Source organism: Nocardioides allogilvus, from assembly GCF_003047285.1.
In the GTDB taxonomy this organism is placed as follows: Bacteria; Actinomycetota; Actinomycetes; order Propionibacteriales; family Nocardioidaceae; genus Nocardioides; species Nocardioides allogilvus.
Map to the genome: position 1 here is coordinate 84,045 of NZ_PZYX01000001.1, position 26,336 is coordinate 110,380.

Annotated in this window: 25 protein-coding genes and 1 riboswitch; of the genes, 20 read left to right on the forward strand and 5 right to left on the reverse strand. The window is 71.1% G+C overall.

Features of this window, described 5'->3' with window-relative positions:
• Positions 1 to 9 precede the first annotated feature (9 nt).
• Complete coding sequence (locus C9J87_RS00445) at positions 10 to 414, reverse strand: four-helix bundle copper-binding protein (protein WP_107704450.1); 405 nt, start codon at positions 412 to 414, stop codon at positions 10 to 12.
• Positions 415 to 513: 99 nt separating this feature from the next.
• Here C9J87_RS00445 and C9J87_RS00450 point away from each other — a divergent pair, with 99 nt between their 5' ends.
• From C9J87_RS00450 to C9J87_RS00460, 3 genes are read left to right on the forward strand one after another with little or no spacing between them, the layout of a single operon-like run.
• Entirely contained in the window at positions 514 to 1,587 is a 1,074-nt protein-coding gene (locus C9J87_RS00450; protein WP_107704451.1) for an NAD(P)H-dependent amine dehydrogenase family protein, read from the forward strand.
• Complete coding sequence (locus C9J87_RS00455; protein ID WP_232819792.1) at positions 1,584 to 2,414, forward strand: SDR family oxidoreductase; 831 nt, start codon at positions 1,584 to 1,586, stop codon at positions 2,412 to 2,414. The genes C9J87_RS00450 and C9J87_RS00455 overlap by 4 nt, the downstream gene beginning before the upstream one ends.
• 4 nt (positions 2,415 to 2,418) lie before the next feature.
• Complete coding sequence (locus tag C9J87_RS00460) at positions 2,419 to 3,471, forward strand: MBL fold metallo-hydrolase (protein ID WP_198652185.1); 1,053 nt, start codon at positions 2,419 to 2,421, stop codon at positions 3,469 to 3,471.
• On the opposite strand, the gene C9J87_RS00465 is transcribed toward C9J87_RS00460, so the two are convergent.
• Both C9J87_RS00465 and C9J87_RS00470 read right to left on the reverse strand, forming a co-directional pair.
• The gene (locus C9J87_RS00465; protein WP_010831349.1) at positions 3,459 to 3,890 is read right to left on the reverse strand and encodes a GNAT family N-acetyltransferase; all 432 of its coding nucleotides are present in this window, start codon (positions 3,888 to 3,890) and stop codon (positions 3,459 to 3,461) included. The genes C9J87_RS00460 and C9J87_RS00465 overlap by 13 nt on opposite strands.
• On the reverse strand, positions 3,887 to 4,786 hold the full coding sequence (locus C9J87_RS00470; RefSeq protein WP_010831350.1) for an alpha/beta hydrolase: 900 nt from the start codon (positions 4,784 to 4,786) through the stop codon (positions 3,887 to 3,889). Before C9J87_RS00470 ends, C9J87_RS00465 begins: the two co-directional genes overlap by 4 nt.
• A gap of 58 nt (positions 4,787 to 4,844) precedes the next feature.
• A riboswitch (TPP riboswitch) is annotated at positions 4,845 to 4,951 on the forward strand.
• On the opposite strand from C9J87_RS00470, the gene C9J87_RS00475 reads away from it, so the two are divergent.
• From C9J87_RS00475 to C9J87_RS00495, 5 genes are all read left to right on the forward strand, one after another.
• Positions 4,943 to 6,034: a thiamine ABC transporter substrate-binding protein gene (locus C9J87_RS00475; RefSeq protein WP_107704452.1), complete on the forward strand. Its 1,092-nt coding sequence runs from the start codon at positions 4,943 to 4,945 to the stop codon at positions 6,032 to 6,034. (Overlaps the previous riboswitch by 9 nt.)
• Before the next feature lie 9 nt (positions 6,035 to 6,043).
• Entirely contained in the window at positions 6,044 to 7,678 is a 1,635-nt protein-coding gene (locus C9J87_RS00480) for an ABC transporter permease (protein ID WP_010831352.1), read from the forward strand.
• Positions 7,679 to 7,680: 2 nt separating this feature from the next.
• Positions 7,681 to 8,688: an ABC transporter ATP-binding protein gene (locus tag C9J87_RS00485; RefSeq protein ID WP_107704453.1), complete on the forward strand. Its 1,008-nt coding sequence runs from the start codon at positions 7,681 to 7,683 to the stop codon at positions 8,686 to 8,688.
• 32 nt (positions 8,689 to 8,720) lie between these two features.
• Positions 8,721 to 9,767 (forward strand): phosphatase PAP2 family protein, encoded by a 1,047-nt coding sequence (locus C9J87_RS00490; protein ID WP_232819793.1) that lies wholly within the window; start codon positions 8,721 to 8,723, stop codon positions 9,765 to 9,767.
• Positions 9,768 to 10,105: 338 nt separating this feature from the next.
• Positions 10,106 to 11,623 (forward strand): C40 family peptidase, encoded by a 1,518-nt coding sequence (locus C9J87_RS00495; protein ID WP_107704455.1) that lies wholly within the window; start codon positions 10,106 to 10,108, stop codon positions 11,621 to 11,623.
• Between the two features lie 161 nt (positions 11,624 to 11,784).
• On the opposite strand, the gene C9J87_RS00500 is transcribed toward C9J87_RS00495, so the two are convergent.
• Positions 11,785 to 12,663: a sulfotransferase domain-containing protein gene (locus C9J87_RS00500; RefSeq protein WP_107704456.1), complete on the reverse strand. Its 879-nt coding sequence runs from the start codon at positions 12,661 to 12,663 to the stop codon at positions 11,785 to 11,787.
• A gap of 24 nt (positions 12,664 to 12,687) precedes the next feature.
• Here C9J87_RS00500 and C9J87_RS00505 point away from each other — a divergent pair, with 24 nt between their 5' ends.
• Genes C9J87_RS00505 through C9J87_RS00530 form a run of 6 tightly spaced genes read left to right on the forward strand, consistent with a single transcriptional unit; the run spans position 12,688 to position 18,108 of the window.
• Positions 12,688 to 14,694 carry an acyl-CoA dehydrogenase family protein gene (locus C9J87_RS00505; RefSeq protein ID WP_107704457.1) on the forward strand — a complete coding sequence of 669 codons (2,007 nt, stop codon included), beginning with the start codon at positions 12,688 to 12,690 and terminating at the stop codon, positions 14,692 to 14,694.
• Positions 14,691 to 15,347, forward strand: coding sequence for an SDR family oxidoreductase (locus C9J87_RS00510; RefSeq protein ID WP_107704458.1), 657 nt, complete (start codon positions 14,691 to 14,693; stop codon positions 15,345 to 15,347). The genes C9J87_RS00505 and C9J87_RS00510 overlap by 4 nt, the downstream gene beginning before the upstream one ends.
• Entirely contained in the window at positions 15,344 to 15,925 is a 582-nt protein-coding gene (locus C9J87_RS00515; RefSeq protein ID WP_107704459.1) for an alpha/beta hydrolase, read from the forward strand. Before C9J87_RS00510 ends, C9J87_RS00515 begins: the two co-directional genes overlap by 4 nt.
• The gene (locus C9J87_RS00520; protein ID WP_107704460.1) at positions 15,922 to 16,611 is read left to right on the forward strand and encodes a class I SAM-dependent methyltransferase; all 690 of its coding nucleotides are present in this window, start codon (positions 15,922 to 15,924) and stop codon (positions 16,609 to 16,611) included. Before C9J87_RS00515 ends, C9J87_RS00520 begins: the two co-directional genes overlap by 4 nt.
• Before the next feature lie 52 nt (positions 16,612 to 16,663).
• The gene (locus tag C9J87_RS00525) at positions 16,664 to 17,239 is read left to right on the forward strand and encodes a carboxymuconolactone decarboxylase family protein (protein WP_010831361.1); all 576 of its coding nucleotides are present in this window, start codon (positions 16,664 to 16,666) and stop codon (positions 17,237 to 17,239) included.
• Entirely contained in the window at positions 17,236 to 18,108 is an 873-nt protein-coding gene (locus C9J87_RS00530) for an RNA polymerase sigma-70 factor (protein ID WP_036489965.1), read from the forward strand. The genes C9J87_RS00525 and C9J87_RS00530 overlap by 4 nt, the downstream gene beginning before the upstream one ends.
• A gap of 48 nt (positions 18,109 to 18,156) precedes the next feature.
• Here C9J87_RS00530 and C9J87_RS00535 read toward each other — a convergent pair whose 3' ends face one another.
• The gene (locus C9J87_RS00535; RefSeq protein ID WP_036489966.1) at positions 18,157 to 18,648 is read right to left on the reverse strand and encodes an inorganic diphosphatase; all 492 of its coding nucleotides are present in this window, start codon (positions 18,646 to 18,648) and stop codon (positions 18,157 to 18,159) included.
• Between the two features lie 137 nt (positions 18,649 to 18,785).
• Between C9J87_RS00535 and dacB the strand changes: the two genes are divergently transcribed.
• The 6 genes from dacB (at position 18,786) to ftsH (ending at position 26,324) form a co-directional block, all read left to right on the forward strand.
• Positions 18,786 to 20,243 (forward strand): D-alanyl-D-alanine carboxypeptidase/D-alanyl-D-alanine endopeptidase, encoded by a 1,458-nt coding sequence (gene dacB / locus C9J87_RS00540; RefSeq protein WP_010831364.1) that lies wholly within the window; start codon positions 18,786 to 18,788, stop codon positions 20,241 to 20,243.
• A 9-nt stretch (positions 20,244 to 20,252) separates the two neighbouring features.
• Positions 20,253 to 21,275 (forward strand): zinc-dependent metalloprotease, encoded by a 1,023-nt coding sequence (locus C9J87_RS00545; RefSeq protein ID WP_107704461.1) that lies wholly within the window; start codon positions 20,253 to 20,255, stop codon positions 21,273 to 21,275.
• Complete coding sequence (gene tilS, locus C9J87_RS00550) at positions 21,272 to 22,258, forward strand: tRNA lysidine(34) synthetase TilS (RefSeq protein ID WP_107704462.1); 987 nt, start codon at positions 21,272 to 21,274, stop codon at positions 22,256 to 22,258. The genes C9J87_RS00545 and tilS overlap by 4 nt, the downstream gene beginning before the upstream one ends.
• Positions 22,259 to 22,450: 192 nt before the next feature.
• Complete coding sequence (locus tag C9J87_RS00555) at positions 22,451 to 23,389, forward strand: hypothetical protein (protein WP_107704463.1); 939 nt, start codon at positions 22,451 to 22,453, stop codon at positions 23,387 to 23,389.
• A 212-nt stretch (positions 23,390 to 23,601) separates the two neighbouring features.
• Complete coding sequence (gene hpt, locus C9J87_RS00560) at positions 23,602 to 24,153, forward strand: hypoxanthine phosphoribosyltransferase (RefSeq protein WP_036491889.1); 552 nt, start codon at positions 23,602 to 23,604, stop codon at positions 24,151 to 24,153.
• Positions 24,154 to 24,275: 122 nt separating this feature from the next.
• Positions 24,276 to 26,324: an ATP-dependent zinc metalloprotease FtsH gene (gene ftsH / locus C9J87_RS00565; RefSeq protein ID WP_107704464.1), complete on the forward strand. Its 2,049-nt coding sequence runs from the start codon at positions 24,276 to 24,278 to the stop codon at positions 26,322 to 26,324.
• Positions 26,325 to 26,336: the final 12 nt, after the last annotated feature.

Consider the following 26,336-nt stretch of genomic DNA (forward strand, 5'->3'; position numbering starts at 1 on the left):
CCTGGTTGGTCATGACGCGGTGGGCAGGCTTCGGCAGGCTCGCTCGCACCGGCGGCAGACCTCTGCGCACAACCGGCACTGCTCGTGGGTGAGGGCGCGCTTCTCGCACTCGGACGCACAGGCCGCACAGGCGTCGGCCGCGGCCTCCAGCATCGGCTGGATCGCGTCGTCGTCGCCGATGGCGTGACGCGAGAGCACGGAGGCGGCCGCTCCGCAGATGTCGGCGCAGTCGAGCGCCAGCCGGATGCAGGTGCTCAGGTCGTCGTCGGTCTCCTCGCGCAGGCAGGCGTCGGCCGTCGCGGAGCAGATCGCTGCGCACTTCACGCTCAGAGACAGGCAGGCTGCCCGGCTGTCCGCCTCGGCGGTCCGGGACCGGGCGCGCTCGGCACGCCGTTGGGCCAGTGCGTCGGGCATCTCTCCTCCTGGGTGGTGCGCGGGTGCGTGTCGGAGCGGTACCCACTTGCCGCGGTTCTGCCCCTACCCAGATAGTGAAACGTGTTCTAGTTTTGGCGCATGACAGAGAAGCCACTGCGCGTCGTCGTCTGGTCCACCGGCACGGTCGGGCGGCATGCGATCGCCGGCATCGACCGCCACCCCGCGCTCGAGCTCGTCGGCGTCTGGGTGAGCAGCGCCGAGAAGGGCGGCCAGGACGCGGGTCGCCTGGCCGGGCTCGACCGGGACCTCGGCGTGCTCGCCAGCACCGACCGCGAGGGCGTGCTCGCGCTGAGGCCCGACTGCATCGTGCACTGCGCGATGACCGACGACCGGACCTTCGAGGCGATCGAGGACCTGAGCGAGTTCGTCGAGGCGGGCATCAACGTCGTGAGCTCCGGGCCGGTGCTGCTGCAGTTCCCCTTCGGCATCCTCCCGCCCGAGATGATCGAGCGGATCGAGCGCGCGCCGGCCAGCCTGCACGTCAACGGCATCGACCCGGGCTGGGCCAACGACGTGCTGCCGCTCCAGCTGACCAGCCTGAGCCAGCGCATCGACGAGGTGCGGGTGCTGGAGATCGCCGACTACTCCACCTATTTCCAGCCCGTCGTCATGCGCGACATCTTCGGCTTCGGCGACGCGGTCGACGCGGACAAGCTGCTGTGGCAGCCGGGCGTGCTGAGCATGGCGTGGGGAGCAGTGGTCCGCCAGATCGCCGAGGGCCTCGACCTGCTGCTCGACGAGCCGCTCGTCGAGAAGGTCGACCGCCGCCCGGCCGAGCGGGACGTGAGCACGGCGAGCGTCGACGTCAAGGAGGGCACCATGGGCGCCGTCCGGTTCGAGCTGATCGGCACGGTCGACGGGGTGCCGCGCGTGGTGCTCGAGCACATCACCCGCACGGCCGAGGACCAGGTGCCGGAGTGGCCGACGCCGGCCGAGGGTGGCGGCTGCTACCGCGTCGTCGTGACGGGCGAGCCGCACCTGAAGATCGAGTTCAGCCACCACGGTGAGCACGGCGACCACAACGTCTCCGGGATGATCGTCACCGCGCAGCGGCTCGTGAACTCCGTGCCCGCGGTCGTCGCCGCGAAGCCGGGCCTCGTCACGGCGCTCGACCTGCCGCTCGTGACCGGGCGCGGACTGGTGGTCTCGTGACGAGCCTTCGGCCCTCCTCGACCTCCGGCCGCTCCATCCTCGACCGCTTCACCCTCACCGACCACGTCGCGATCGTCACCGGCGCGGGCCGTGGGCTCGGTGCGGCGACCGCGGTCGCGCTCGCCCAGGCCGGCGCGGACGTCGTGATCTCGGCGAGGAGCAAGGACCAGCTCGAGGCCGTCGCGAGCCAGGTCCGCAAAGCCGGCCGGCGTGCCCTCGCCGTACCCGCCGATCTCTCGGACACCGACGCGGTGGCGGCCCTCGCGCAGGCGGCCGTCGACGAGTTCGGTCGCCTCGACACGGTCGTCAACAACGTCGGCGGAGCGATGCCGCGCGAGTTCGTCAGGACCAACGTGGTGGCGCTCGAGGACGCCTTCCACTTCAACGTGAGCACCGCGCATGCGCTGACCCGCGCGGCCCTGCCCCACCTGCTGGTGGGCGACGGCGAGAAGTCGGTCGTCACGATCTCCTCGCTGCTCGGCCGCGCCGCCGGCCGGGGCTACGTCGCCTACGGCACCGCCAAGGCCGCGCTTGCGCACTGGACCCGACTCACCGCGGCCGACCTGTCGCCGCGGATCCGGGTCAACGGCGTCTTCGTCGGCTCGATCATGACCAGTGCACTGGACATGGTCGCGGAGCTGCCCGAGCTCCGGGAGCAGATGGAGACGCGTACGCCGCTGGGTCGCATCGGCGAGGCCGACGACATCGCCGCCGCGGTGCTCTATCTCGCGTCGCCGGCGAGTGCCTATGTCACGGGCAAGATGCTGGAGGTCGACGGCGGGATCCAGGAGCCCAACCTCGACCTCGGACTGCCCGATCTAGAGTGACGCGGTGACGTCGACCAGCACCGCCAAAGCGATCTCGCCCGACTCCGGCACCCACTGGACCGAGCCCGGGACGTGGCCGGTCGCGCCCGGCGTCCACCGGATCCCGCTGCCGCTGCCGATGGACGGGCTCCGCGCGATCAACGTCTATGCGATCGAGACCGACGACGGCCTCACCCTGATCGACGGCGGCTGGGCGATCGAGGTCTCGCGTACCCTGCTCGAGAAGTCGCTGCGCGACATCGGCCGCGACGTCCGCGAGATCACCCGGTTCCTGGTCACCCACGTCCACCGCGACCACTACACGCAGGCGGTGACGGTCCGTCGCGAGTTCGGTTCGCACGTCTCGCTCGGCCTCGGCGACAAGCCGACCCTCGACCTCATCCACGCCGTCGACCGCGACGCCGAGGACCCGCACATCGCGATGTTCCTCGCGGCCGGCGCGCCGGCGATCGCCCGGGAGTGGGGGGAGTTCACCCGTGACTCGACCCCCGACCTGACCATGTGGGACTACCCCGACACCTGGCTGGAGTCCGACCTCCAGCTCAGCGTCGGCGACCGCACCATCGACGCGGTGCACACGCCCGGGCACACGCAGGGCCACTACGTCTTCGCCGACCGGCCCGCCGGTCTCCTCTTCGCCGGTGACCACGTGCTGCCGACGATCACCCCGTCGATCGGCTTCGAGCCGGCGCTGGCCGAGCAGCCGCTCGGTGACTTCATGGCCTCCCTGACCAAGGTGCGCGGGCTGCCCGACCTGACGCTCCTGCCGGCCCACGGCCCGGTCGCTCCGAGCTCCCACGCCCGCGTCGACGAGCTCCTCGCGCACCACGAGGTGCGGCTCGACCTGTGCGTCGCCGCGATCGGCGACGGGTCGCGATCGGCGTACGACGTCGCGAGCGTGCTGCCGTGGACCCGGCACGAGCACAAGCTGGCCGACCTCGACGTCTTCAACGCGGCGCTCGCGACGCTCGAGACGCGCGCCCACCTCGAGCTGCTCGTCGCGCGCGGATCGCTCACGCGCGGCGACGACGACGGGGTCGTGCTCTACGGCGCCTGACGCACCATCGGCCGGTGCGCCACCCCGTCCTCGACGAACTCCGGCCCGCTGACCTCGAAGCCGTAGGTGGCGTACCACTCCGTCAGCCCGGTCTGCGCGTCCAGCCGGATCTCGCGGTCGCCGATCGCGGCGAGTGCCGCGGCCATCAGCTCGCGCGCCAGCCCACGGCCACGGGCGGCCGGCGTGACGGCGACGCGTCCGATCCGCGCGTGCGTTCCGTCGTCGAGCACCCGCAGGCAGGCGACCAGCTCGGCCCCGTCGTGGGCCAGCACGTGGCGGGTGGCCGGCTCGAGGTCGCGACCGTCGAGATCGGGGTACGGCGACTGCTGCTCGACGACGAACACCTGCTGCCGCAGTCGCCACAACGCGTAGGCGGCGCGGGAGTCGAGCTCGTCGAAGGTGTGGACGCTGATCGTCACGAGACGAACTCGACGACCTGCCGCAGGGCCCGGCGGGCCTCGGGGATGAACGGCAGGATGCTGTAGACGTGGATGAGGTCGGGCTCCTCGATGCTGGTGAGGTCCCAGCCGGCGTCGGCAGCCCGCTTCGCCAGCAGCCGGCAGCCGGGCGAGAGCAGGTCGCGGGTGCCGTAGAGCTGCAGCGCCGGCGGCAGGTCGTGGAGGTCGGCCAGCGCCGGTGACACCTCCGGACGAGCCAGGTCGCTCGCGGAACCGGCCCACCAGTCGGCGTACACGACGACCTTGGAGTGGAAGAGCCACGGGTCGACGGCATCGACCTCCAGGGTCTCGGGCGTGCTGGTCGTCAGGTCGACCCAAGGTGCGTGCAGGACGAGATGGGTCGCCGGGGTGAGCCCGCGGTCCCGCATCGAGATCGCCATCGCGAGCGCGAGGCCGCCGCCGGCCGAGTCGCCGGCGAGCACGATCCCGCCCGGCTCGTCGGCGAAGCGAGCGGCCTGCGCGACGAGCGCGTCGTGGCTGTCGCGCCAAGTGTGCTCGGGGGCGAGGGGATAGTCGGGCATGACGACCCGCGCCCCGATCCGGCCGGCGAGGCGGGTGGCGTGGCGGAGGTGGGCGGCGTCGATGCCGGCGACGAAGCCGCCGCCGTGGACGTAGAAGAGCGTGCGCGTGGGCTCGGTGTGCCGCGGTGTGATGACGTGGGAGGGGAAGCCGATGTCCTCGGTGACGACGCTGAAGCGCCGCTCGAACTGCCGCACGGCCTTCGTCGGCAGATCCGCGGGGGTGCGCTGGTGCCAGGCCTCGATCCGGGCGCGCTCGGCGGGCTCGGAGTCGAGCTCGCGTGCCTTGCGGACCCGCGGGACGGCGGTGGCGACGATCTGGTGGCGGAGGCTCGGCATGGGCGCAATCTATCCACGGACCAGGAGTGGGGTCGCCCGCGCTGCGGCGTACGCTTGCGGTCGAAGACAGGGGAGCACACCAGTGCTGAGAGTGCAGGACCGTCTGCAGACCCTCCGAACCTGATCCGGTTAACACCGGCGATAGGGAGTCCACGCATGCTGCGTCGCCTTGCCAGCTTGTCCATCACGTCCGTGCTCGTGCTCGCCGCCGCTGGGTGCAGCACCCTGGGCGGGGACGACAACGAGCCGACGGCCACCGAGCCCGGCTCGACCGCGCCCGAGGGTGAGGTCGGCGGCGAGGTCGTGCTCGTGACCCACGAGTCCTTCACGCTGCCCAAGAAGCTGGTCAAGGCCTTCGAGGCCGAGTCCGGCATCGACCTCGTCACCCGCGCCGCCGGCGACGCCGGCACGCTCAGCGCGAAGCTGTCGCTGACCAAGGACAACCCGACCGGCGACCTCGCCTTCGGCATCGACAACACCTTCGCCTCGCGGCCGCTCGGCGAGGGCGTCTTCGCGACCTACGAGCCGACCCTGCCGGAGGGTGCCTCGGACTACGCGCTGGACGAGGGCGCCGACAAGCTCACCCCGATCGACGTCGGCCACGTGTGCGTCAACATCGACAAGACGTGGTTCGAGAAGCAGAGCATCGAGCCGCCCTCGACCCTGGCCGACCTGATCGACCCGACCTACTCGGACCTGATGGTCGCGCCGGGCGCGTCGACCAGCAGCCCCGGCATGGCCTTCCTGCTCGCCACGATCGCGGAGTACGGCGACGCCGAGGGCGGCTGGCAGGGCTACTGGTCAAGCCTGATGGACAACGGGCTCAAGGTCGTCGACGGCTGGGAGGACGCCTACTACGGCGACTTCACCCAGGGTGGCGGCAAGGGCGAGCGCCCGATCGTCGTCTCCTACGACTCCTCGCCGGCGTTCACCGTCAGCGACGGGGAGACCACCACCGAGGCCCTGCTCGACACCTGCTTCCGCCAGGTCGAGTACGCAGGCGTCCTCGAGGGCGCGGCCAACCCGGCCGGTGCCGAGGCCGTCATCGACTGGCTGCTCTCCGACGAGGTGCAGGCCGCGTTGCCGACCTCGATGTACGTCTACCCCGTGAGCGACAGCGTCGAGGTGCCGACCGACTGGGCGACGTACGCCGTGCAGCCGCCGTCGCCGCTGTCGGTGCCGCCGGCCGACATCGCGACCAACCGTGAGCAGTGGCTCTCGGAGTGGACGGACGTTGTCACCAGGTAGGACCTCCCGGTGAGGCGCTGGCTGACCCTCGCGCTGCTCGCGACCGGGCCGGTGCTGGTCGTCGGCGTGTTCTTCGTGCTGCCGGTGAGCGGCATGGTGGCGCGCGGGTTCTGGCCCGACGGGGCCTTCGACCCTCGCGGCGTCCTCGACGTCCTGGCTCGGCCCCGGGTGCGGCGGGTCGCGTGGTTCACGGTGTGGTCCGCGGGGTCGGCGACGGCGATCGCGGTGCTTCTCGGCCTGCCGGTGGCCTTCGTGCTGCACCGCCTCGCGCTGCCGGGTCGCCGGCTGGTCCGGGCAACGCTGCTGGTGCCCTTCGTGCTGCCGACCGTCGTGGTCGGCGTGGCCTTCCGGCTGCTCCTCGGCGAGGCCGGGCCGCTCGGCTTCCTCGGCCTCGACGGGACACCGGTCGCGATCATCGCCGGCCTCGTCTTCTTCAACATCGCGGTCGTGGTCCGGGCGGTCGGGGCCGCCTGGGAGTCGCTCGACACCAGGCCCGCCGAGGCGGCCGCAGCCCTCGGTGCCTCGCCGGCGCAGGTGTGGTGGACGGTGACGCTGCCGGCGCTGCGCCCGGCGATCGTCAGCGCCGCGAGTGTCGTCTTCCTCTTCTGCGCGACCGCCTTCGGCATCGTGCTCACCCTGGGCGGGGTGCGCTACGCGACCATCGAGACGGAGATCTATCTCCTCACCACCACCCTGTTCGACCTGCAGGCCGCCGCCGCGCTGTCCGTGCTCCAGCTCGTCGTCGTGGTCGCGCTGCTCGGCGTCGCTGCGCGACTGCGGGCCACGCCCGATGCCACGGCCCACCGCTCCACCGCCCGCCCCCGGGCGATCCGCACCGGTGACGCGCCCGCGATCGCGGTGACGGTGCTCGTGCTCATCATGGTGGCCGCGCCGATCGCGACGCTGGTGCTGGGCTCGTTGCGCACCGACGACGGCTGGTCGATCGCCAACTACCGCGCGCTGACCAGCGTCGGCTCCAACGACGCGCTCCTCGTGCCTGTCACCGACGCGCTGCTCACGTCGGTGCGCACGGCCGTCGATGCGACGTGGATGGCCCTGGCGATGGGGCTGGCCGTCGCCGTGCTCGTGACCCGTCGCTCGCAGAGCCGGGCGGAGCGACGCGCTCGCGGCATCCTCGACGGCTTCTTCATGCTGCCGCTCGGCGTCAGCGCCGTGACGCTCGGCTTCGGCTTCCTGATCACCCTCGACCAGCCGCCGCTCGACCTGCGCGACTCGCCGCTGCTCGTGCCGATCGCGCAGGCGCTGGTGGCGCTGCCGCTGGTGGTCCGCACCCTGGTGCCCGTCCTGGGCGCGATCGACGACCGGCAGCGGCAGGCTGCGGCTTCCCTCGGCGCCTCGCCGTGGCGGGCGCTGCTCGCCGTCGACCTGCCCGTGGTGTGGAAGCCGCTGCTCGCCGCGAGCGGCTTCGCCTTCGCCGCGTCGCTGGGGGAGTTCGGCGCGACCTCCTTCCTGGCCCGCGACGAGCACCCGACCGTGCCGGTCGTGATCTTCCGGCTCATCGGCCACCCGGGGGAGATGAACTACGGCATGGCGCTCGCCGCGTCGGTCGTGCTCGCGACCGCCACGGCCGTGGTGATGCTGGCCGTCGAGCGCCTCCGCGTGCCGAGCGTGGGAGCCTTCTGACGATGCTCACCCTCACGGACGTCTCGGTCGCCTACGACGGCGTCGTCGCGGTCGACGACGTCTCGCTCGAGGTCCCCGACGGGTCGATCCTCGCCGTGCTCGGCCCCTCCGGCTGCGGCAAGTCGACGCTGCTGCGCGCCATCGCCGGTCTCGAGCCCCTCACCGCGGGCACGATCGCCTTCGACGGCGTCGGGGTGGACCGGCTACCGACGCACAAGCGCGGCTTCGCGCTGATGTTCCAGGACGGCCAGCTCTTCGCCCACATGACCGTCGCCCGCAACGTCGGCTACGCCCTGCGCCTGCGGGGCCGCCCTTCTGACGAACGCGTCGCCGAGCTGCTCGCCCTCGTCGGGCTGGAGGGTTACGCCGACCGCCTCCCGGCCACCTTGTCCGGTGGCGAGCGCCAGCGAGTCGCGCTGGCCCGGGCCCTGGCCGTCGAGCCCCGCCTGCTGCTGCTCGACGAACCGCTGTCCGCCCTCGACACCGGCCTGCGCGAACGGCTCGCCGTCGACCTGCGCGAGATCCTGCACACCGCCGGCACCACCGCCTTGATGGTCACCCACGACCACGAGGAGGCCTTCCACGTCGCCGACCGGCTCGCGGTGATGCGCGCCGGGCGCGTCGTCCAGTCCGGCCCGATCGGGGACGTGTGGGCCGCGCCGGTCGACACCGAGACTGCCCTGTTCCTCGGCTATGCGCGCGTGCTCACCGGCTCGGCCGTGGCCACCGTGCTGGCCGCCGTCCCCGGGCACCCCGGAGGCACTCTGGCTGCCGAGGCTGTCGCGGGCCTCGCCGTACGCCGATCGGCGCTCGTCGCCGACGAGGACGGCCGGCTCCGCGGCACCGTCGAGTCCGCGCGCGCCACCCCGGAGCTGGTTCGGCTGGTGGTCGACGTCGGTGACGTTGGTCTCGTCGACGCCGTCGCGCCCCGCGACAGCCACTGGGGACCGGGCGAAACCGTGCGGTTGCGGGTCGATCCGACCCGGGTCGCGCCGATCCGTGGAATCTGACCTGTCGCAGGGCCCTGCCTAGACTGCCCTTCGTGTATCGCCCGGCCTATGCCCTGCTCGTTGGAGTCGCGACGGTCACGGGACTGCTCGCGGTCGTCGCCGCCTTCAGCCTGGACCGGCGCCTCGTCGACCCCGAAGGGTTCCTCGGGCCGTCGTGGCTGAGGCTGCCGCTGCTCGTCTTCGGCGCGTTCCTGCTCGACATGCTGCCGCGGACCCTGTGGGTCTCGCGGCTTAACCCGAAGCTGATGCCGGACATCGTCAAGAACCGGGTCCGCGACCACTGGACCCGCGAGCGGATGATCCTCGTCGTCATGGGCCTGGTGTGCTTCTACATCACCTATGTCAGCTATCGGAACCTCAAGTCGTTCCTCCCCTTCATCATGGGCGACGCGAAGTACGACCGCGAGCTCCACCTCATGGACCGCGCGCTCTTCCTCGGCCACGAGCCCGCGACCGTCCTGCACACCATCTTCGGCACCGGCCCCTCCGCCCACGTGCTCTCGTCGATCTACCTCTGGTTCCTGCCGCTGGTCCCGCTCGCGCTGGCCGCCTGGCTCGTGTGGTCGCGCAACATCACCTTCGGCTACTGGTTCGCCACCTCCCAATGCCTCGCGTGGTCGCTCGGAACTGCTTCCTACTACGCGCTGCCGACACTGGGCCCGGGCTTCCAGTACTCCTGGCTCTACCGCGACCTGCCCGACACCGGCTCGGGTGCGCTGATGGACTCGCTGTTCTATGCCCGCAAGGGCGTCGTCCGCGACGGCATCGAGGGTGCCGTGCAATCGGTGGCGGGCTTCGCCAGCCTGCACGTCGCGATCACCCTGCTCGTCGCGCTGATGGTGCAGTACACCCTGCGCAACCGGCTCGTGCACTGGATCTTCTGGATCAACTTCGCGATCACCGTGGTCGCCACGCTCTACTTCGGCTGGCACTACGTCGCCGACGACATCGCGGGCGTCGCGATCGCGCTCGTCTCCTTCTGGCTCGGCGGCCTCGCCAGCGGGCAGAAGTTCGACCGCGGGGGATTCGCCTCGCACCCGACGTCGACCACGTCCAAGGTCCCCGTCGACGTCGACTGACGTTCGCCCGGGCGGGCAGGGCCAGTCATCGCACCCGCCCCGATGAACTTCCACTCGGTCGAGTGGATCTTCGGGCGCCGTACCGCGCGCTCGCGCTCAACTCGCGATGGATTTCCACTCGTGCGAGTGGAAAGCCATCCGGAAGGCTCCTGCGAGTACGCCCACAGCTAGCCACCTGTCGAGAACTACATTGTTGTAGTTCGCAAGTCGACACGCCGACGACTTGCATGTTTTTTGTGAAAGTTGTTCCCTTTGGGGCTGGTGAGCACTAACGTGCCGCAAGTGTCATGGGTGAAAGGGAAGTCACCCATGGCCGTCTACTGCCAAGGGGATACACCGTGCGAGCCCTGTCTGCGCCCACAAAGAGCCGAACGCCGATCCGCTGGATCACCGCGTCGGCGCTGAGCCTGACCCTGCTCGCCTCGGGGGTTGCCGTCTCGGCCCACGCCGCGGACGAGGACGTGCCCTCGCAGGAGGACGTCGCCAGCGCCGAGGCCAGTGCCGACGCCGCCGCCCGCGACGTCGCCGCCGTCCGCGCCGACCTCGCGCTGGCCAACGAGCGGCTGCGCACCTCGGCCGTCTCGGCCTCCGTCGCCGCCGAGGCCTTCAACGGAGCGCGCTGGGCCGCCGACCAGGCCCGCGCGGCTGCCGCCTCGGCCAACGAGGCAGCGGCCGTCGCCCGCGCGGACGTCGAGCAGAGCCGCCAGGCGTACGCCGATGCGCTGGTCGACAGCTACCAGTACAACCCCGAGCTCCAGGGCTTCGCGGCCATGGTCGAGGCCGACGGCATCCAGAGCGTCCTCGACACGACCGCCACGATGCAGGTCACCGAGCGCGTGCTGGACAGCAAGTTCGACGCCTTCGAGGCGTCCTCCACGCTGGCCGCCGTCGCCGACCGCCAGGCGGAGGACGCGCTCGCCCAGGCCGAGCAGCTCGAGAACGACGCTGCCGCCGCCCGCAACGATGCCGCCGCCGCCCAGGAGCAGGCCGGTGCCGAGGCAGAGTCCATCGCCCGGACCAAGACCGACCTGATCGGGGAGCTCGCCGAGCTCCAGGGCATCAGCTATGCCCTCGCCGAGAAGCGCCAGTCCGCGCTCGAGCAGAAGGCGGCCGAGGCTGCCGCCCAGGCTGCACAGCAGGCGGCCGACGCAGCCGCGGCCCAGGCCGCCGAGGACGCCGCTGCCCAGGCAGCAGCCCAGGCAGCAGCCGAGAAGGACGCCCAGGAGGCGGCCGCCAAGGCGAAGCAGGACGCGGAGGAGGCTGCGGCCTCCGCCACCCCGACGCCGACGCCGACGCCGACGAAGGCCCCGACGAAGGCGCCGACGCAGACGGCCACGCCGACTCCCACCCCCACGCCGACCAAGACGCCGACCGCGACTCCCACGCCTACGCCGACCAAGGCGCCGACGCAGACGGCCACCCCGACCCCGACCCCCACGCCCACCCCGACGCCTACGCCGACCCCGACTCCGACGACCCCGCCGGCCCCCTCCGGGAACGCATCGGCCGCGATCTCCTTCGCCACGGCCCAGATCGGCGATCCCTACAAGTGGGGCGCCTCGGGTCCGGACGCCTGGGACTGCTCGGGCCTGACGGCCGGCGCCTGGGCTGCCGGCGGCAAGTCGCTGCCGCACTACTCGGTCGCGCAGTACACCGGCTCCACGCCGATCACCGCGGCCGCGCTCGTGCCCGGCGACCTGCTCTTCTGGGGCTCGAGCTCGAAGTCGTCCTCGATCTACCACGTCGCCCTCTACATCGGCGGCGGCCAGATGATCCACGCCCCGCGCACGGGTCGACCGGTCGTCCAGGAGTCGATGTACTCCTGGACCGCGCCGAACTTCTTCGCCCGCCCCTGACCGGTCGCTACGGACCCGTCGTCGCGCCAACCTGAACTTCCACTCGAGCGAGTGGATCTTCATCGGCCGTCGCGCACAGCCCGGCCACGGACGGACTGAACTTCCACCCGTACGAGTGGAAGTTCAGCGGAGGCGGATGCTCGTACGGCGCTGCGCCCGCGTCAGGAGGGGAGCGGTGCGACCTTCGTGGCGAAACGGGCCGCGAGCTCGCCCGGGTCGAGGGTCCCGGCGAGGATGCGGGTCGTCGGCCACTCGGAGGTGTCGAGGCCCGAGACCTTGTCGAAGACGGCCAGGTCGGCGGCGTACAGCTCAGCAAGCGCCGCGAGGTCGTCAGCGGTCGGGGCGGTCCCGCTGACCAGCTCGGCGCCGGCGTAGCGGTTGCGCAACGGCGGGTGCTCCTCGAAGCGCGGTAGCCCGAGGTGGTCGGTCGCGCGGTCGACCGAGGGGTTGAACGCCGCGAGCATCTGGCGGAACTCCAGCAGCAGCCACTGCTCGCGCGGGAAGACCGAGAAACCGTGCTCGAGCTGGGCGCCGTAGTAGCCGCGCGCGATGCCGGACATGTGCTTGTAGCGCATCGGCTTGACGTCGGTCGGCACCGTCATGGGCAGCGTCGTCGGGCGGAACTCGGTGAGGAAGCCGGGCCAGTCGGGCCAGTCGGGGTTGCGGGTGCGCAGCATCGTCCAGTGCGAGAACAACCGCTCCAGCGGGTCGCGGAACACTGCGATCAGCGGGAGGTCGGGGTTGTAGGCGCGCATCCGCTCGAGCGCGTTGGGCCAGAACAGGTAGACCGGCGTCGAGTCGCCGACCATCGTGTGGATCCGCGCGCGCCGCGGCGCGGTGTAGTCGCGCTCGTAGTCGGGCTGCGACCAGTCGTACTCCTCGTTGTTGAAGAAGTGCGCTTCCTTGCGCGGCGGCCGGCACACGAGGCGGTGCTGGCTGATGGTCCCGGACAGCGTCGAGGTCCCGCTCTTCTGCACGCCGACGATGGAGAAGTTGTAGGCCATGCGTCCGAAGTCGGTCTCGGGCTCGGGACGGTTCACGCGCGCGACGCTACCTTGTGGGACATGACCACGAGCGACGCTGTCGAGAACGTGACCGACGAGGCAAGCAAGTCCGAGGGCCAGGCCCAGGAGGCGGACGGCGGCTACGTGCAGCCCGTCGTCGACGTCGCGGCGCTGACCACTCTCCTGGACGGGGAGTACGCCGAGGTGCGGGCGCTCGTCCGGGGCAACCTGGCCGAGCACCAGCAGATCCTGGTGGACGCCGAGGAGATGAGCCGGGCCGACTTCCGCGACCGTGTGCGCGACGTCGTCGTGGAGATGGCCGGCACCGGCCAGACCGGGATGGGCTTCCCGCCGGAGTACGGCGGTGGCGGTGACGTCGGCGCCTCGGTGGCGGCCTTCGAGACCCTCGCCTTCGGCGACCTCAGCGTGCTCGTCAAGGTCGGCGTGCAGTTCGGCCTCTTCGGCGGCGCGATCCTCCAGCTCGGCACCAAGGCACACCACGACGCCTACCTCAGCGACCTCATCACCGGCCGGTTGATGGGCTGCTTCGCGATGACCGAGACAGGACACGGGTCCAACGTCCAGGCGCTGGGCACCACCGCGACGTACGACGTGGAGACCCAGGAGTTCGTCCTCACCACGCCCGACGACGCCAGTCGCAAGGACTACATCGGCAACGCTGCCGCGCATGCCGAGCTCGCGGTCGTCTTCGCGCAGCTCGAGGTCGGCGGCGAAGGGCGGGGCGTGCACGCGTTCGTCGTGCCGGTGCGCGAGGACGGCAAGGTCGTGGCCGGCATCCGGATCGAGGACTGCGGCCACAAGATGGGGCTCAACGGAGTCGACAACGGGCGCATCTGGTTCGACGGGGTGCGGATCCCGCGCACCAGCCTGCTCAACCAGTTCGCCGACGTGACCGAGGCGGGCGACTACGTCAGCCCGATCGAGAACCCCAACAAGCGCTTCTTCACGATGCTCGGCACCCTCGTCCAGGGGCGCGTCTGCGTCGGCGGCGCCGGCATCAACGCAGCGAAGGTCGCCCTCACGATCGCGACCCGCTACGGCGCCCGGCGTCGTCAGTTCGAGGCCAGCGACCCCGACACCGAGCAGCTGATCCTCGACTACGGCATGCACCAGCGGCGGCTGTTCCCCCTGATCGCGCGCACCTACGCACTCCACTTCGCGCAGGAGTACGTCGCCGGCGCCCTGCACGACGTGTTCATGGGCGTCACCGGGGACGAGCAGTCGCGGCGCAAGCTCGAGTCGCGCGCGGCTGGCACCAAGGCCCTCGGCACCTGGCACGCGACCCGGACGATCCAGGAGTGCCGCGAGGCGTGCGGTGGCGCCGGTTACCTCAGCCAGAACCGCTTCACCGCGCTGAAGGCCGACACGGACGTCTTCACCACCTTCGAGGGCGACAACCACGTCCTGCTGCAGCTGGTCGCGAAGGGCCTGCTCACCGACTACTCCAGCGAGTTCTCCGACATGGACCAGTTCGGCATGGTCAAGTTCGTCGCCGGGCTCGCGGTGGAGACCGTGATCGAGAAGACCAGCGCCCACAAGCTCTTCCAGCGGTTGAAGGACGCGCTCCCCGGTGGCGACGAGTGGGACCAGGAAGCCGGACTGCTCGATCCCAACTACCAGCGCCAGATGCTGCGCTTCCGCGAGGAGCACATGCTCGGCGGCGTGGCGCGCCGGCTCAAGCGCGGCATCGACAACGGGATGAACCCGGGCGAGGTGTTCTCCCGCGTCCAGGACCACGTCATCGCCGCGGCGCGGGCCCACGTCGAGCGGATGGTGCTCGACTCCTTCATCGAGAAGACCCGGGCGCTGCCCGAGGGCGACCTGAAGGTCGCGCTCAACCTGCTCTGCGACCTGCACGCGCTCACCACCATCGAGGCCGACCGGGCGTGGTTCATGGAGCACGGCCGACTCTCCAGCGCCCGCTCCAAGCAGATCAGCCGCGAGGTGAACGACCTGTGCCGCAAGATCCGGCCGCTGGCCGTCGACCTCGTCGACGCCTTCGGGGTGCCCGAGGAGATGCTGCGCTCGGAGGAGATCCTGACGTGAACGACCCGGTCTATCTCGTCCTCGGCGCCGGGCCCGGCCTGGGCCTGGCCACGGCCCGCCGCTTCGCCGACACCGGCCACACCGTCGTGCTCGTCGGGCAGACCGACGAGCAGATGGAGCCGCTCGCCGCCGGGCTCCGCGAGCAGGGTGCGACCGCCGAGGGGCTGGGTGCCGACCTCACCGATCCGGCTGCGGTGGCCACGCTCGTCGCGGGCGTCGTCGAGCGCCACGGCCGGATCGACGTGCTCCACTTCAACCCCAGCGCGTGGCGCGAGGCCGACGTCCTGCACCTCACGCCCGACCAGCTCTTCGAGGACCTCGCGCTGGGGGTCGCGCCGTTGCTCCCCGCCGTCCAGGCGGCAGTCGAGGCGATGCCGGCCGGGTCGCGGGTGCTCGTGACCGGCAGCATGGCCGCGGACAAGCCGTCGCCGGCCGCGCCCAGCCTCGGCATCCAGAAGGCCGCGGTCCGCAATCTCGTGACCAGCCTCGACGCGACCCTGTCCGGGCGCGGCATCCGCGCCGTCGCCGTACAGATCAATGGATCGCTGGCGAAGGAGGGCCCGTTCGCACCGCCCGCCGTGTCCGCCGCCCTGCACGCGGCGACGATCCGCTCCGACGACGAGTGGACCGCACACGTGGGGTACGACGGATGACCTTCGGAGGGCTGCCGACCCGGTGGGAGCCCGCCGGCGAGAGCCGCGGTCTGGCCGTGATCGCGCCGGGGCGCGCCTACCCGCCGTCGGCGCCGCTGCTGGAGTTCGCCCGGCAAGCCCTGGTCCAGCACGGGTTCACCGTGCAGCAGATCTGGTGGGACACGACCGATCGCGCCGAAGGTGAGGACCCGGAGCACTGGGTGCGCCGGCACGTGGAGGAGGCCCTCGCCCACGAGGACGCCGACCAGGTCGTCATCGTCGGGAAGTCGCTCGGCACCCGCGCCGCGTCGTACGCCGCGGAGCGGGCCCTTGACGCCATCTGGCTGACACCCCTGCTTGTCGAGCCAGCCCTCGCCGAGGCGATCGCCGCCAACGCCGGGCGCCAGCTCCTCGTCGGCGGGTTGGCCGACGAGCTCTGGGACGCGACCGTCGCCCGCGAGCTCGCGGACGCCGGTTGTGACGTGCTGGAGGTGGCCGACGCCGATCACGGCATGGGCACTGCCGACGCCGTGCGCTCGGCCGAGATCCACGTCGAGGTCGCACGCGCAGTCGATTCGTTCCTTGCGGGCATGCCATGAGGCTCCCGCTCGTCGGCGCGTGGGACGAGGACCCGCTGTGGGCGAAGTTCTACCCGCTGATGGTCGAGCACCCCGCGCTCGGCAGGCCCCTGTGGCGGCTCGGCCTCGGCAGTGACATCTCGCGGTTGTACGCCGCCGCGCGGGAGATCGGTGAGCTGCCCGACGGCTCGCGGGTGCTCGACGTCCCGGTCGGCGGCGGGGTCGCGCTGCGCGGGCTGCGACCCGGCGCCCGGCTCGACTACGTCGCGGCCGACATCTCGCAGGCGATGCTCGACCGTGCGCTGGACGTCGCGCACAGGCGCGGAGTCGAAGGCCAGGTCACGACCGCCATCGCCGACGTGGGCGACCTGCCGTTCGCGGACGACTCCTTCGACCTCGTCGTGTCGCTCACCGGCCTGCACGTCTTCCCCGACCCGCAGCGGGCGATCCAGGAGATGGTGCGCGTGCTCAAGCCGGGCGCCGCGATCAGCGGCAGCTCGCTGTTCACCGACGACTTCAGCGGCCTGGCGCGGCGCTACGAGCTCGTGCACGCTGTCGGCCGGCGAGCCCACGTGCTCGGCCCGATGTGCAGCTCCGACGACGCGCGCCGCTGGCTGGAGGAGGCCGGCGCGGGCGCCGTACGCCTCGAGATGAGTGGCGCGATGGGATATTTCCGCGCGATCAAGGGCCAGCTGTCACAGACCTGACGCGGTCGGTGTCTCCATGTCGTAGGAGACACCACCGACCAAGGAGATCACCATGACCAGCACGTTCCGGATCCCGAAGGCCACCATCGACGGAGCGTACGGCGCGGTGATGCGCCGCGTCGCCCGCCGGATGTGGGGCCAGGTCCCCGACAACGCCTACGTCCTGTGGCACAACAGGAAGGTGATGAACGGCGTCTTCGGCTTCGAGCGCAAGGTCGCCAAGTGGGACGCCCTCGACGCGCACCTCAAGACCTACGCCGTGATGGCCAGCGCCGGCGTCATCGGCTGCTCGTGGTGCCTGGACTTCGGCTACTTCATGGCCCGCGAGGACGGTCTCGACCTCGCCAAGGTGCGGGAGGTGCCGCGCTGGCGCGAGTCGGAGGTCTTCACCGAGCTGGAGCGCGACGTGATGGCCTACGCGGAGGCGATGACGGCCACCCCGCCGGCCGTCACCGACGACATGGTCGCGAGCCTCGACGAGCGGCTCGGCCACGCCGCGGTCGTCGAGCTGACGATGATGGTCGCGATCGAGAACGAGCGCTCGCGCTTCAACTCCGCGATGGGCCTGGCGAGCCAGGGCTACAGCGACGTGTGCGAGCTGCCCCTCGCCGTACCCTCCGAGGTGTGAGTGTGAGCCGGACCGACGCCTTCGTGGCGCACCGCAACCTGCTGTTCACCGTCGCCTACGAGATGCTCGGATCGGCGGCCGACTCCGAGGACGTGCTCCAGGAGGTCTGGTTGCGGTGGGCCGACGTCACCGACGAGGTGCACGACGAGCGCGCCTACCTCGTGCGGATCACGACGCGGCTCTCGCTCAACAAGCTGCGCGGCAACGCGCGGCGCCGTGAGGAGTACGTCGGTCCGTGGCTGCCTGAGCCGCTGCTGACCGCCCCCGACGTCGCCGAGGACGTCGCGCTCGCCGACAGCGTCTCGACCGCGATGATGCTGGTGCTGGAGACGCTGCCCCCGGTCGAGCGGGCGGTGTTCGTGCTGCGCGAGGTCTTCGACGTGTCCTATGCCGAGATCGCGGCGGCGGTCGACAAGTCGGAGGCGGCGGTGCGCCAGATCGCCCACCGGGCCAGGTCGCACGTCGAGGCGAGGCGCCCGCGCGAGGTGGTCGCGCCGCAGGCGCACGGTGCCGTGCTGGAGCGCTTCATCGACGCCGTCAACGGCGGCGACCTCCAGGCGCTGATGGATGCGATGGCCCCCGACATCGTGCTGATCACCGACGGCGGCGGCTTCAAGCGGGCGGCGCTGCGGCCGATCCTCGGGGCCGAGAAGGTGCTGCGCTTCCTGGCCGGCGTCTACGAGGCCTCGACCTCCGCCGAGATCGTCTCGGTCAACGGCGGGCCTGCCCTGCGGCTCGAGCTCGACGGCGAGCTGGAGGCGGTGGCGACGTTCACCTTCGAGAACGGGTTGGTGACCGGCGCCTACATCGTCCGCAACCCGCACAAGCTCAAGGGCCTCGACGCCCAGAAGCGCCAGCTGACCCGCTGAAATGCACGAACCCGCCCGGAGAGCTCCGGGCGGGTTCGAGGCGGTGGTTCAGTGGCCGGCGTGCTTGGCCCGCTCGAAGGAGGCGTGCACCTCGGCCTCGGCCTCCTCGCGGCCGACCCAGTTGGCGCCCTCGACGGACTTGCCGGGCTCGAGGTCCTTGTAGACCTCGAAGAAGTGCTGGATCTCGAGACGGTCGAACTCCGACACGTCGTTGATGTCCTTGAGGTGCGACATGCGCGGGTCGTGCGTCGGGACGCAGAGCACCTTGTCGTCGCCGCCGGCCTCGTCGGTCATGCGGAACATGCCGATGGCGCGGGCCTTGATGTGGCAGCCGGGGAAGGTCGGCACCTGGAGGATGACGAGCGCGTCGAGCGGGTCGCCGTCGAGACCGAGCGTGTTCTCGATGTAGCCGTAGTCCTCGGGGTAGGCCGTCGAGGTGAAGAGCATCCGGTCGAGGTAGATCTTGCCGCTCTCGTGGTCGATCTCGTACTTGTTGCGAGAGCCCTTGGGGATCTCGATCACCACGTCAAACTCGAGCACAGTGCCTCCACGTCGTCGATGCCCCGGCGACTCCGGAGCTGGTCCGTCCGGGCACTCCAGGGTGGACCCGGGCCCGGCTCGAGGGTCAGTGTCGCGCACAATGACGCAAAAGGGCCAAAGGAACGGGGGCAAATCGAGTGGGACGTGACGCACGCCACCCTGCCGGTCCGGGCGCTGCGGCGCACTGGCTGCCCACCCTGCTCGTCCTCGCACTGCTCGGCGGAGCGGTTGCCGCCTACCGCTTCGATCTCGGTCCCCGCTACCTCGGTTGGTACGGCGACGACGTGACCCAGGACCCGGCAGCGGTCGCGCCGCCGGCCGGCTTGGAGTTCCCGGCCTGGCCCGCGCCTGCCCCGGTCGCCGCGCCCGCGCAGCCGCAGACCCTCGTCGACCCGGCCGCCGTCGAGGCCGCCGTGGCCGAGGGGCTGCGGGACAAGGACCTCGGCAAGCACGTCGTGGCGGCGGTCGGCGACCTGGGCGGCGACGGTGCCGTGTGGACCCGCGACGACGACCAGTTCCTGCCGGCGTCGATCACCAAGCTGCTGACCAGCGCTGCCGCGTTGTCGGCCCTCGGACCCGACACCCGGTTCACCACGCGCGTCGTGGCCGGCCGTTCCCGGCGCCAGGTCGTGCTCGTCGGCGGCGGCGACCCCTATCTCGCGAGCAAGCCGGTGGCGCCCGAGGAGGCCGCGTCGGTCTACCCCGCCCGCGCCGACGTCCTCACCCTGGCCCGCGCGACGGCCCGCGCGCTCAAGGGCCGCAAGCGGGTGCGGGTCGTCTACGACGACTCGCTGTTCACCGGCCCCACCGACAACCCGAAGTGGCGCGCCGACTACGTCCCCGACGACATCGTCACGCCGATCACGGCCCTGTGGGTCGACCGGGGCGCGTCCCCGACGGGATACGGCCGCAGCGACGACCCCTCGCTCACCGCCGCCGCGACCTTCGCCAGGGCGCTGGCCGCCCAGGGCGTGAAGGTGCTCGGCGCCCCGACCCGCGGCGTCGCGTCACCGGGCGCGGCCACGCTGGCCAGCGTCGAGAGCGCCCGGGTCGACCAGGTCGTCGAGCGCCTGCTCGACGTCAGCGACAACGAGGCGGCCGAGGTGCTGGCCCACCACGTCGGGCTCGCGGTCACCGGTGACGGCTCCTTCACCGGTGGTGCGGCCGGGGTGCTCAGCACCCTGCAGTCCCTCGGCGTCGAGACCGGCTCCGACGTCGTCCACGACGGCTCGGGGCTCTCCCGCTTCAACCGGCTCTCGCCGACGACCATGCTGCAGGTCCTCCAGATCGCCGCCCGCGCCGACCACCCCGAGCTCCGCACCCTGATCACTGGGCTGCCGGTGGCCGGCTTCACCGGCTCGCTCGCGGGCCGGTTCGCCTCCGCGGACGCAGTCGCGCTCGGCGACGTACGCGCCAAGACGGGCACGCTCAGCGGCGTCAGCTCGCTCGCCGGGCTCGCCACCGGGCGCGACGGGACGCAGATGGTGTTCGTGCTCGCCGTGGACAAGACCGGGAAGGCGCGCGAGGTCGACGTCGAGGCTGCCCTGGATGCGCTCGCCGCGGACCTCGCCGCCTGTGTGTGCGGCGCGGGCTAGGGTCGCGGCATGAGTGGACTGGTCGACTGGGACTTCGCGGTGAACCTCGGCGCCAAGGTGGCGGGGGACGGGCCCGAGGTGTCCCCCGACGACGCGGCCGCCGCCGTCGCGGAGCTGCGCGCGGGAGCCGACCGCTCCACCGGCCTGGTGCGCGAGTTCACCGGCCTCGTCGCGGCCGAGCACACCGCGCCCGTGCTGGTCGTCGACCGGCGCGGCTGGGTGCAGGCCAACGCCGACGGCTTCGCCAAGATCATCGAGCCGATGGTCGCCAAGCTGTCGGCGAAGAAGGGCGCCCCGTCCGGGCTCTCGCTGGCGATCGGCTCCCGCGTCACCGGCGCCGAGGTCGGCCTGCTGCTCGGCTTCCTCGGCACCAAGGTGCTGGGGCAGTTCGACCCCTTCCACGACCCGTCCGGCCGGCTGCTGCTCGTCGCGCCCAACATCGTGCACGTCGAGCGCGAGCTCAGCGCCGACCCGAGCGACTTCCGCCTGTGGGTCTGCCTGCACGAGGAGACCCACCGCGTGCAGTTCACGGCCGTGCCGTGGATGCGTGACCACCTCCACTCCGAGATGATGGCGCTGACCGACAGCGTCGAGCCGACCCGACTCGCCGAGGACGCCGTCCGTCGCGTCTCCGAGGCCGTCCGGGGTGGTGGCGGCAGCCTGATCGACATGATGAGCACCCCCGAGCAGCGCGCGATCCTCGACCGGATCACCGGCGTCATGTCGCTGCTCGAGGGCCACGCCGACGTCGTGATGGACGGCGTCGGACCCACCGTCATCCCCTCGGTCGACGCGATCCGCGCGTCCTTCAACGAGCGCCGCAAGGGCATCGGCACCCTCGACCGCATCCTGCGCCGGCTGCTCGGCCTCGACGCCAAGATGGCGCAGTACCGCGACGGCGCCACCTTCGTGAACCACATCGTCGACAAGGTCGGCATGGAGCAGTTCAACGCCGTCTGGGCCGGCCCCGAGAACCTCCCGTCCAAGTCCGAGATCGGCGACCCCGACGCCTGGATCACCCGCGTCTTGTGACCCTCCACCCGTCTCTCGCGGTCGTACGCCGAGGTGTGCGCGCCGTGCTCGACCCGCTCGACCCCGGCGCGACCGTGGTGGTGGCCTGCAGCGGCGGAGCCGACTCGCTGGCGCTGCTCTCCGCTTCTCTCTTCGAGGGGCACAAGAGGTCGCTGCGGGTCGTCGGGGTGACCGTCGACCACCGGCTCCAGCCGGGCTCGGACGCCCAGGCCCAGCGCGTCGTCGAGCAGATGGCCGCGATGGGTGCCGACGAGACTCTGACCGCGATCGTCACGGTCTCTGCGACCGGGATCGGTCCCGAGGGTGCCGCCCGGCAGGCGCGCTACGCCGTGCTCGAGCAGGTCGCCGCTCGGCTCTCCGCCGCGGTCGTGCTCCTCGGCCACACCCTCGACGACCAGGCCGAGACGGTGCTGCTCGGCCTGACCCGCGGCTCGGGCGGTCGTTCCCTGGCCGGCATGCGGCGCGGGTTCGACGTCTTCGCACGCCCGCTCCTCGACGTACGCCGCGACGACACCGTCACCGCCTGCCAGGTCGAGGGCCTCACGGTGTGGGAGGACCCCCACAACTCGGACCCGGCGTTCACGCGGGTGCGCGTCCGCCGCACGATCCTGCCGCTCCTCGAGGACGAGCTCGGGCCGGGCGTGGCCCGCACCCTCGCCCGGACCGCCGACCAGCTCCGCGACGACATGGCGCTGCTCGACTCACTGGCTGACTCCGTCCTGGCGCAGGTGGCCGGTCCGCACGGACTTACGATCCCGCTGCTGTCCGCCCAGCCGCCGGCGCTGCGCCGCCGGGTCATCCGCTCCGCCGCCCTCGCTGCCGGAGCCCCGCCCGCCGAGCTTTTCCACGAGCACGTCCTCGCCGTCGACGCCCTCCTGACCGACTGGCGGGGGCAGAAGTGGATCGACCTCCCGGGCCACCTGCGCGCCGTACGCCGTGACGCTCTGCTCGTCCTCGAGCCGGCTCCGACCGCCCCCTCCTGAGTCCCCGGCTGAACTTCCACTCGCACGAGTGGAAGTTCAGGGCTCGCTCGGCGCTCCCACGCTCAGCCCCCGATGGATTTCCACTCGCACGAGTGGAAGTTCAGGAGGGGCTGGCACGGGAGGCCGGAGCCCCTCCACGACACCTGTGGATAACCTCGACGCGGTCGGGCCGGTCAGCGGCATCCTGCTGACATGCACCGCAACCGTCCCTTCGACCCTCGTGAGCCGTTCCCACGGTTCCGGGCCCTGCGTGCCGGCTACTCCCGGTCGTACGTCGACTCGCCGGCCTTCCGCCGGTTGCTCCACGGCATCATCGTGTCGGCGGAGGTTCCGGACTCTGCCCTGCTGCGGGTCAAGGCGGCCCTCGCCTGCTACTTCGACGATGCCTTCGCCTCCCATGCTTCAGCGGCGCGTGTCTGGCGGGTGCCGGTCAGCACACGACCGGGCGAGCACGTCACCGTCTCTGCGGACGCCCACCGGCTGCGCCGACGGGGCGTGACGACCCATCACCGCCCGGGAGCGGACGTGGCCGTCGTCCATGGTGTGCGTGTCTCGGTGCTGACGGACCTGTTCGTCGAGCTCGCCGAGGAACTCCCGTTGGTCGAGCTCGTCGTCGCCGGTGACTGGATGGTGCGTCGGCAGGGCGTCCGCATCAGCCAGCTCAAGCGAGCCGCGAAGAAGGCGACCGGTCGGGCCGGACTCCTGGCGCGCCAAGCCGCTCGCTGGGTGCGCGCCCGTGTCGACTCGCCCATGGAGTCGCGGCTGCGGATGCTGGTCGTGCTGGCCGGGCTGCCCGAGCCGGTGGTCAACGTCAGCATCCGCGACGAGGACGGCATGGAGATCAGGCGCTACGACCTGAGCTGGCCAGAGGTGCGCGTCGTCGTGGAGTACGACGGGCGCCATCACGTCGAACGCATCGAGCAGTGGGAGAGCGATCTCGAGCGTCGCGAGGCCATCGACGACGATGACTGGCGCATCCTCGTGGTGGTGGCCGGTGGGGTCTACAAGAGGCCGGAGGAGACCGTCGACCGGGTGTTCCGTCTGCTGGCCGCCCGCGGCCTGCCTGGTCTGCCCGAACGGCCGAGCGACGACTGGCGCCCGCACTTCCCGGGGCAGGCTGCCGCGGCCTGACGGCTGCGCCGCCCGCGCGTCGCCGTACCCACCGATGCATTTCCACTCGCTCGAGTGGAAATGCAGGTCAGGATCGGCCCTCCCACGCTCACCCCCGGATGAACTTCCACTCGCAGGAGTGGAAATCCATCGGGAGGCGATTGCGAGCAGGAGCGTCGTACGCCGCACGGACCCGTGGCGACGAGAGGCCGGCGTGCATCTACGCTGACGCCATGGAGTCAGCCCACGTGGAGAACGACCTCGTCAACGTGCTGTTCACCGAAGCGCAGATCCAGGCGCGGCTGGCTGAGATGGCGACCCAGATCGCGGCCGACTACGAGGGCCAGGACCTGCTGATGGTGGGCGTGCTCCGTGGTGCGGTGATGGTCATGGCCGACCTGTCGCGGGCGCTGCCGCGCCACGTCGAGATGGACTGGATGGCGATCAGCTCCTACGGCTCGGGCACAAAGTCGAGCGGCGTGGTGCGCATCCTCAAGGACCTCGACACCGACATCACCGGTCGGCACGTGCTGATCGTGGACGAGATCATCGACACCGGGCTGACGCTGAGCTGGCTGGTCAATAGCCTCGGCAGCCGCAGCCCGGCCAGCGTCGAGATCGCCACCCTGCTCCGCAAGCCGGAGGCGCTGAGCATGCCGGTGGAGCCGAGGTACGTCGGCTGGGACATCCCGAACGAGTTCGTCGTGGGCTACGGCCTGGACTACCGCGAGAAGTACCGCAACCTGCGCGACATCGGCACGCTGGCCCCCCACGTCTACTCCTGAGCGGCGCCTCGCTTTCACCCCGCCTGAAACAATGCCTGCGTAAGCACGACTGGCACCACCAAGACCACAGGCTGGCCGCGACGAGGTAGCGTCGCGTCACTCCTGATCACCCCTGGCGAAAGATGCAAGTGAAGCGCATATTCAAGGGCCCCTGGCTGTGGATGGTGCTGGCCATGTTCGGCGTCCTGCTGGCCATCCAGTACCTCGCACCCAACGGCGGGTACGACGAGGTCAAGACGTCCGAGCTGAGCACCTGGATCAAGGACGGCGACGTCAAGGAGATCACCTTCATCGACGGTGACCAGGAGATCCAGGCGACCCTGGACGACGGCACCCGCGAGGGCAGCGACAAGGTGCTGACCCACTACATCGACGGCCAGCAGGAGAGCCTGCTCGCGCTGGTGGACGAGCAGGTCGACACGGGCACCATCGAGGAGTCCAACTCCGAGAACCCGCAGCCCAGCCTGCTCAGCTCCCTGCTCGTCACCCTGCTCCCGTTCGCGCTGATCGTGCTGCTGTTCATCTTCTTGATGAACCAGGCCCAGGGCGGTGGCCGCGGCGTCATGCAGTTCGCCAAGTCCAAGGCCAAGCTGATCACCAAGGACATGCCGAAGACGACGTTCTCGGACGTCGCCGGCTGTGAAGAGGCGATCGAGGAGCTCGGCGAGATCAAGGAGTTCCTCCAGGAGCCGGCGAAGTTCCAGGCCGTCGGCGCCAAGATCCCCAAGGGCGTCCTGCTCTACGGCCCGCCCGGCACCGGCAAGACCCTGCTCGCCCGCGCTGTCGCGGGTGAGGCGGGCGTGCCGTTCTACTCCATCTCCGGGTCCGACTTCGTCGAGATGTTCGTCGGCGTCGGTGCCTCCCGCGTGCGCGACCTGTTCGAGCAGGCGAAGGAGAACGCTCCCGCCATCGTGTTCATCGACGAGATCGACGCCGTCGGTCGCCACCGCGGCGCCGGCATGGGCGGCGGTCACGACGAGCGCGAGCAGACCCTCAACCAGCTCCTCGTCGAGATGGACGGCTTCGACGTCCGCGGCGGCGTCATCCTGATCGCCGCGACCAACCGGCCCGACGTGCTCGACCCGGCGCTGCTGCGCCCGGGCCGCTTCGACCGCCAGATCGCCGTCGACGCCCCCGACCTCAACGGCCGGCACATGATCTTGAAGGTGCACTCGCGCGGCAAGCCGATCGCGGCCGACATCGACCTGCTCAGCGTTGCTCGCCGTACGCCCGGCTTCACCGGTGCCGACCTCGCCAACGTGCTCAACGAGGCCGCGCTGCTCACCGCGCGCCAGAACGAGAAGCTGATCACCGACGAGAGCCTCGACGAGGCCATCGACCGCGTGATCGCCGGTCCGCAGCGACGCACTCGCCTGATGAGCGAGAAGGAGAAGCTGATCACGGCCTACCACGAGGGCGGCCACGCCCTCGTCGCCGCGGCGCTTCCCGGCACCGACCCGGTGCACAAGGTGACGATCCTGCCGCGCGGTCGTGCGCTGGGCTACACGATGGTGCTGCCCGACGAGGACAAGTACAGCCAGACGCGCAGCGAGATGCTCGACAAGCTCGCCTACATGCTGGGCGGGATGGCGGCCGAGGCGCTGATCTTCCACGTCGTCACCAGCGGCGCCGGCAACGACATCGAGAAGGCGACCAACCTCGCCCGCGCGATGGTCACGCAGTACGGCATGAGCGACCGCCTGGGCGCGATCAAGCTCGGCGACAGCTCCTCCGAGCCGTTCATGGGCCGCGACATGGGCCACCAGCGCAACTACTCCGAAGAGGTCGCCGCGATCATCGACGAGGAGGTGAAGAAGCTGCTCTCCACGGCCCACCAGGAAGCCTTCGACACCCTCGAGAACAACCGCGACGTGCTCGACGCACTGGTGCTGGAGCTCCTCGACAAGGAGACCCTGGACAAGGCCGAGATCGCCGAGATCTTCGTCCCGCTGCGCCTGCACCCCGACCGTCCGGCGTGGACCGGCTCCGACGCGCGCACGCCCAGCACGATCCCGCCCGTGGAGATCCCGCAGGAGATCCGTGACCGCGCCGCTGCGGGTGCCCTGGCGTCCGGTCGCGAGGGTGGCGTCATCCTCACGCCGCCGGGCTCGGGTGGCGACACGCACGGTGACCTGCCGGGCGACACCGAGCCTCCTGCACCCCCGGCCTGAACGGACCCGCGA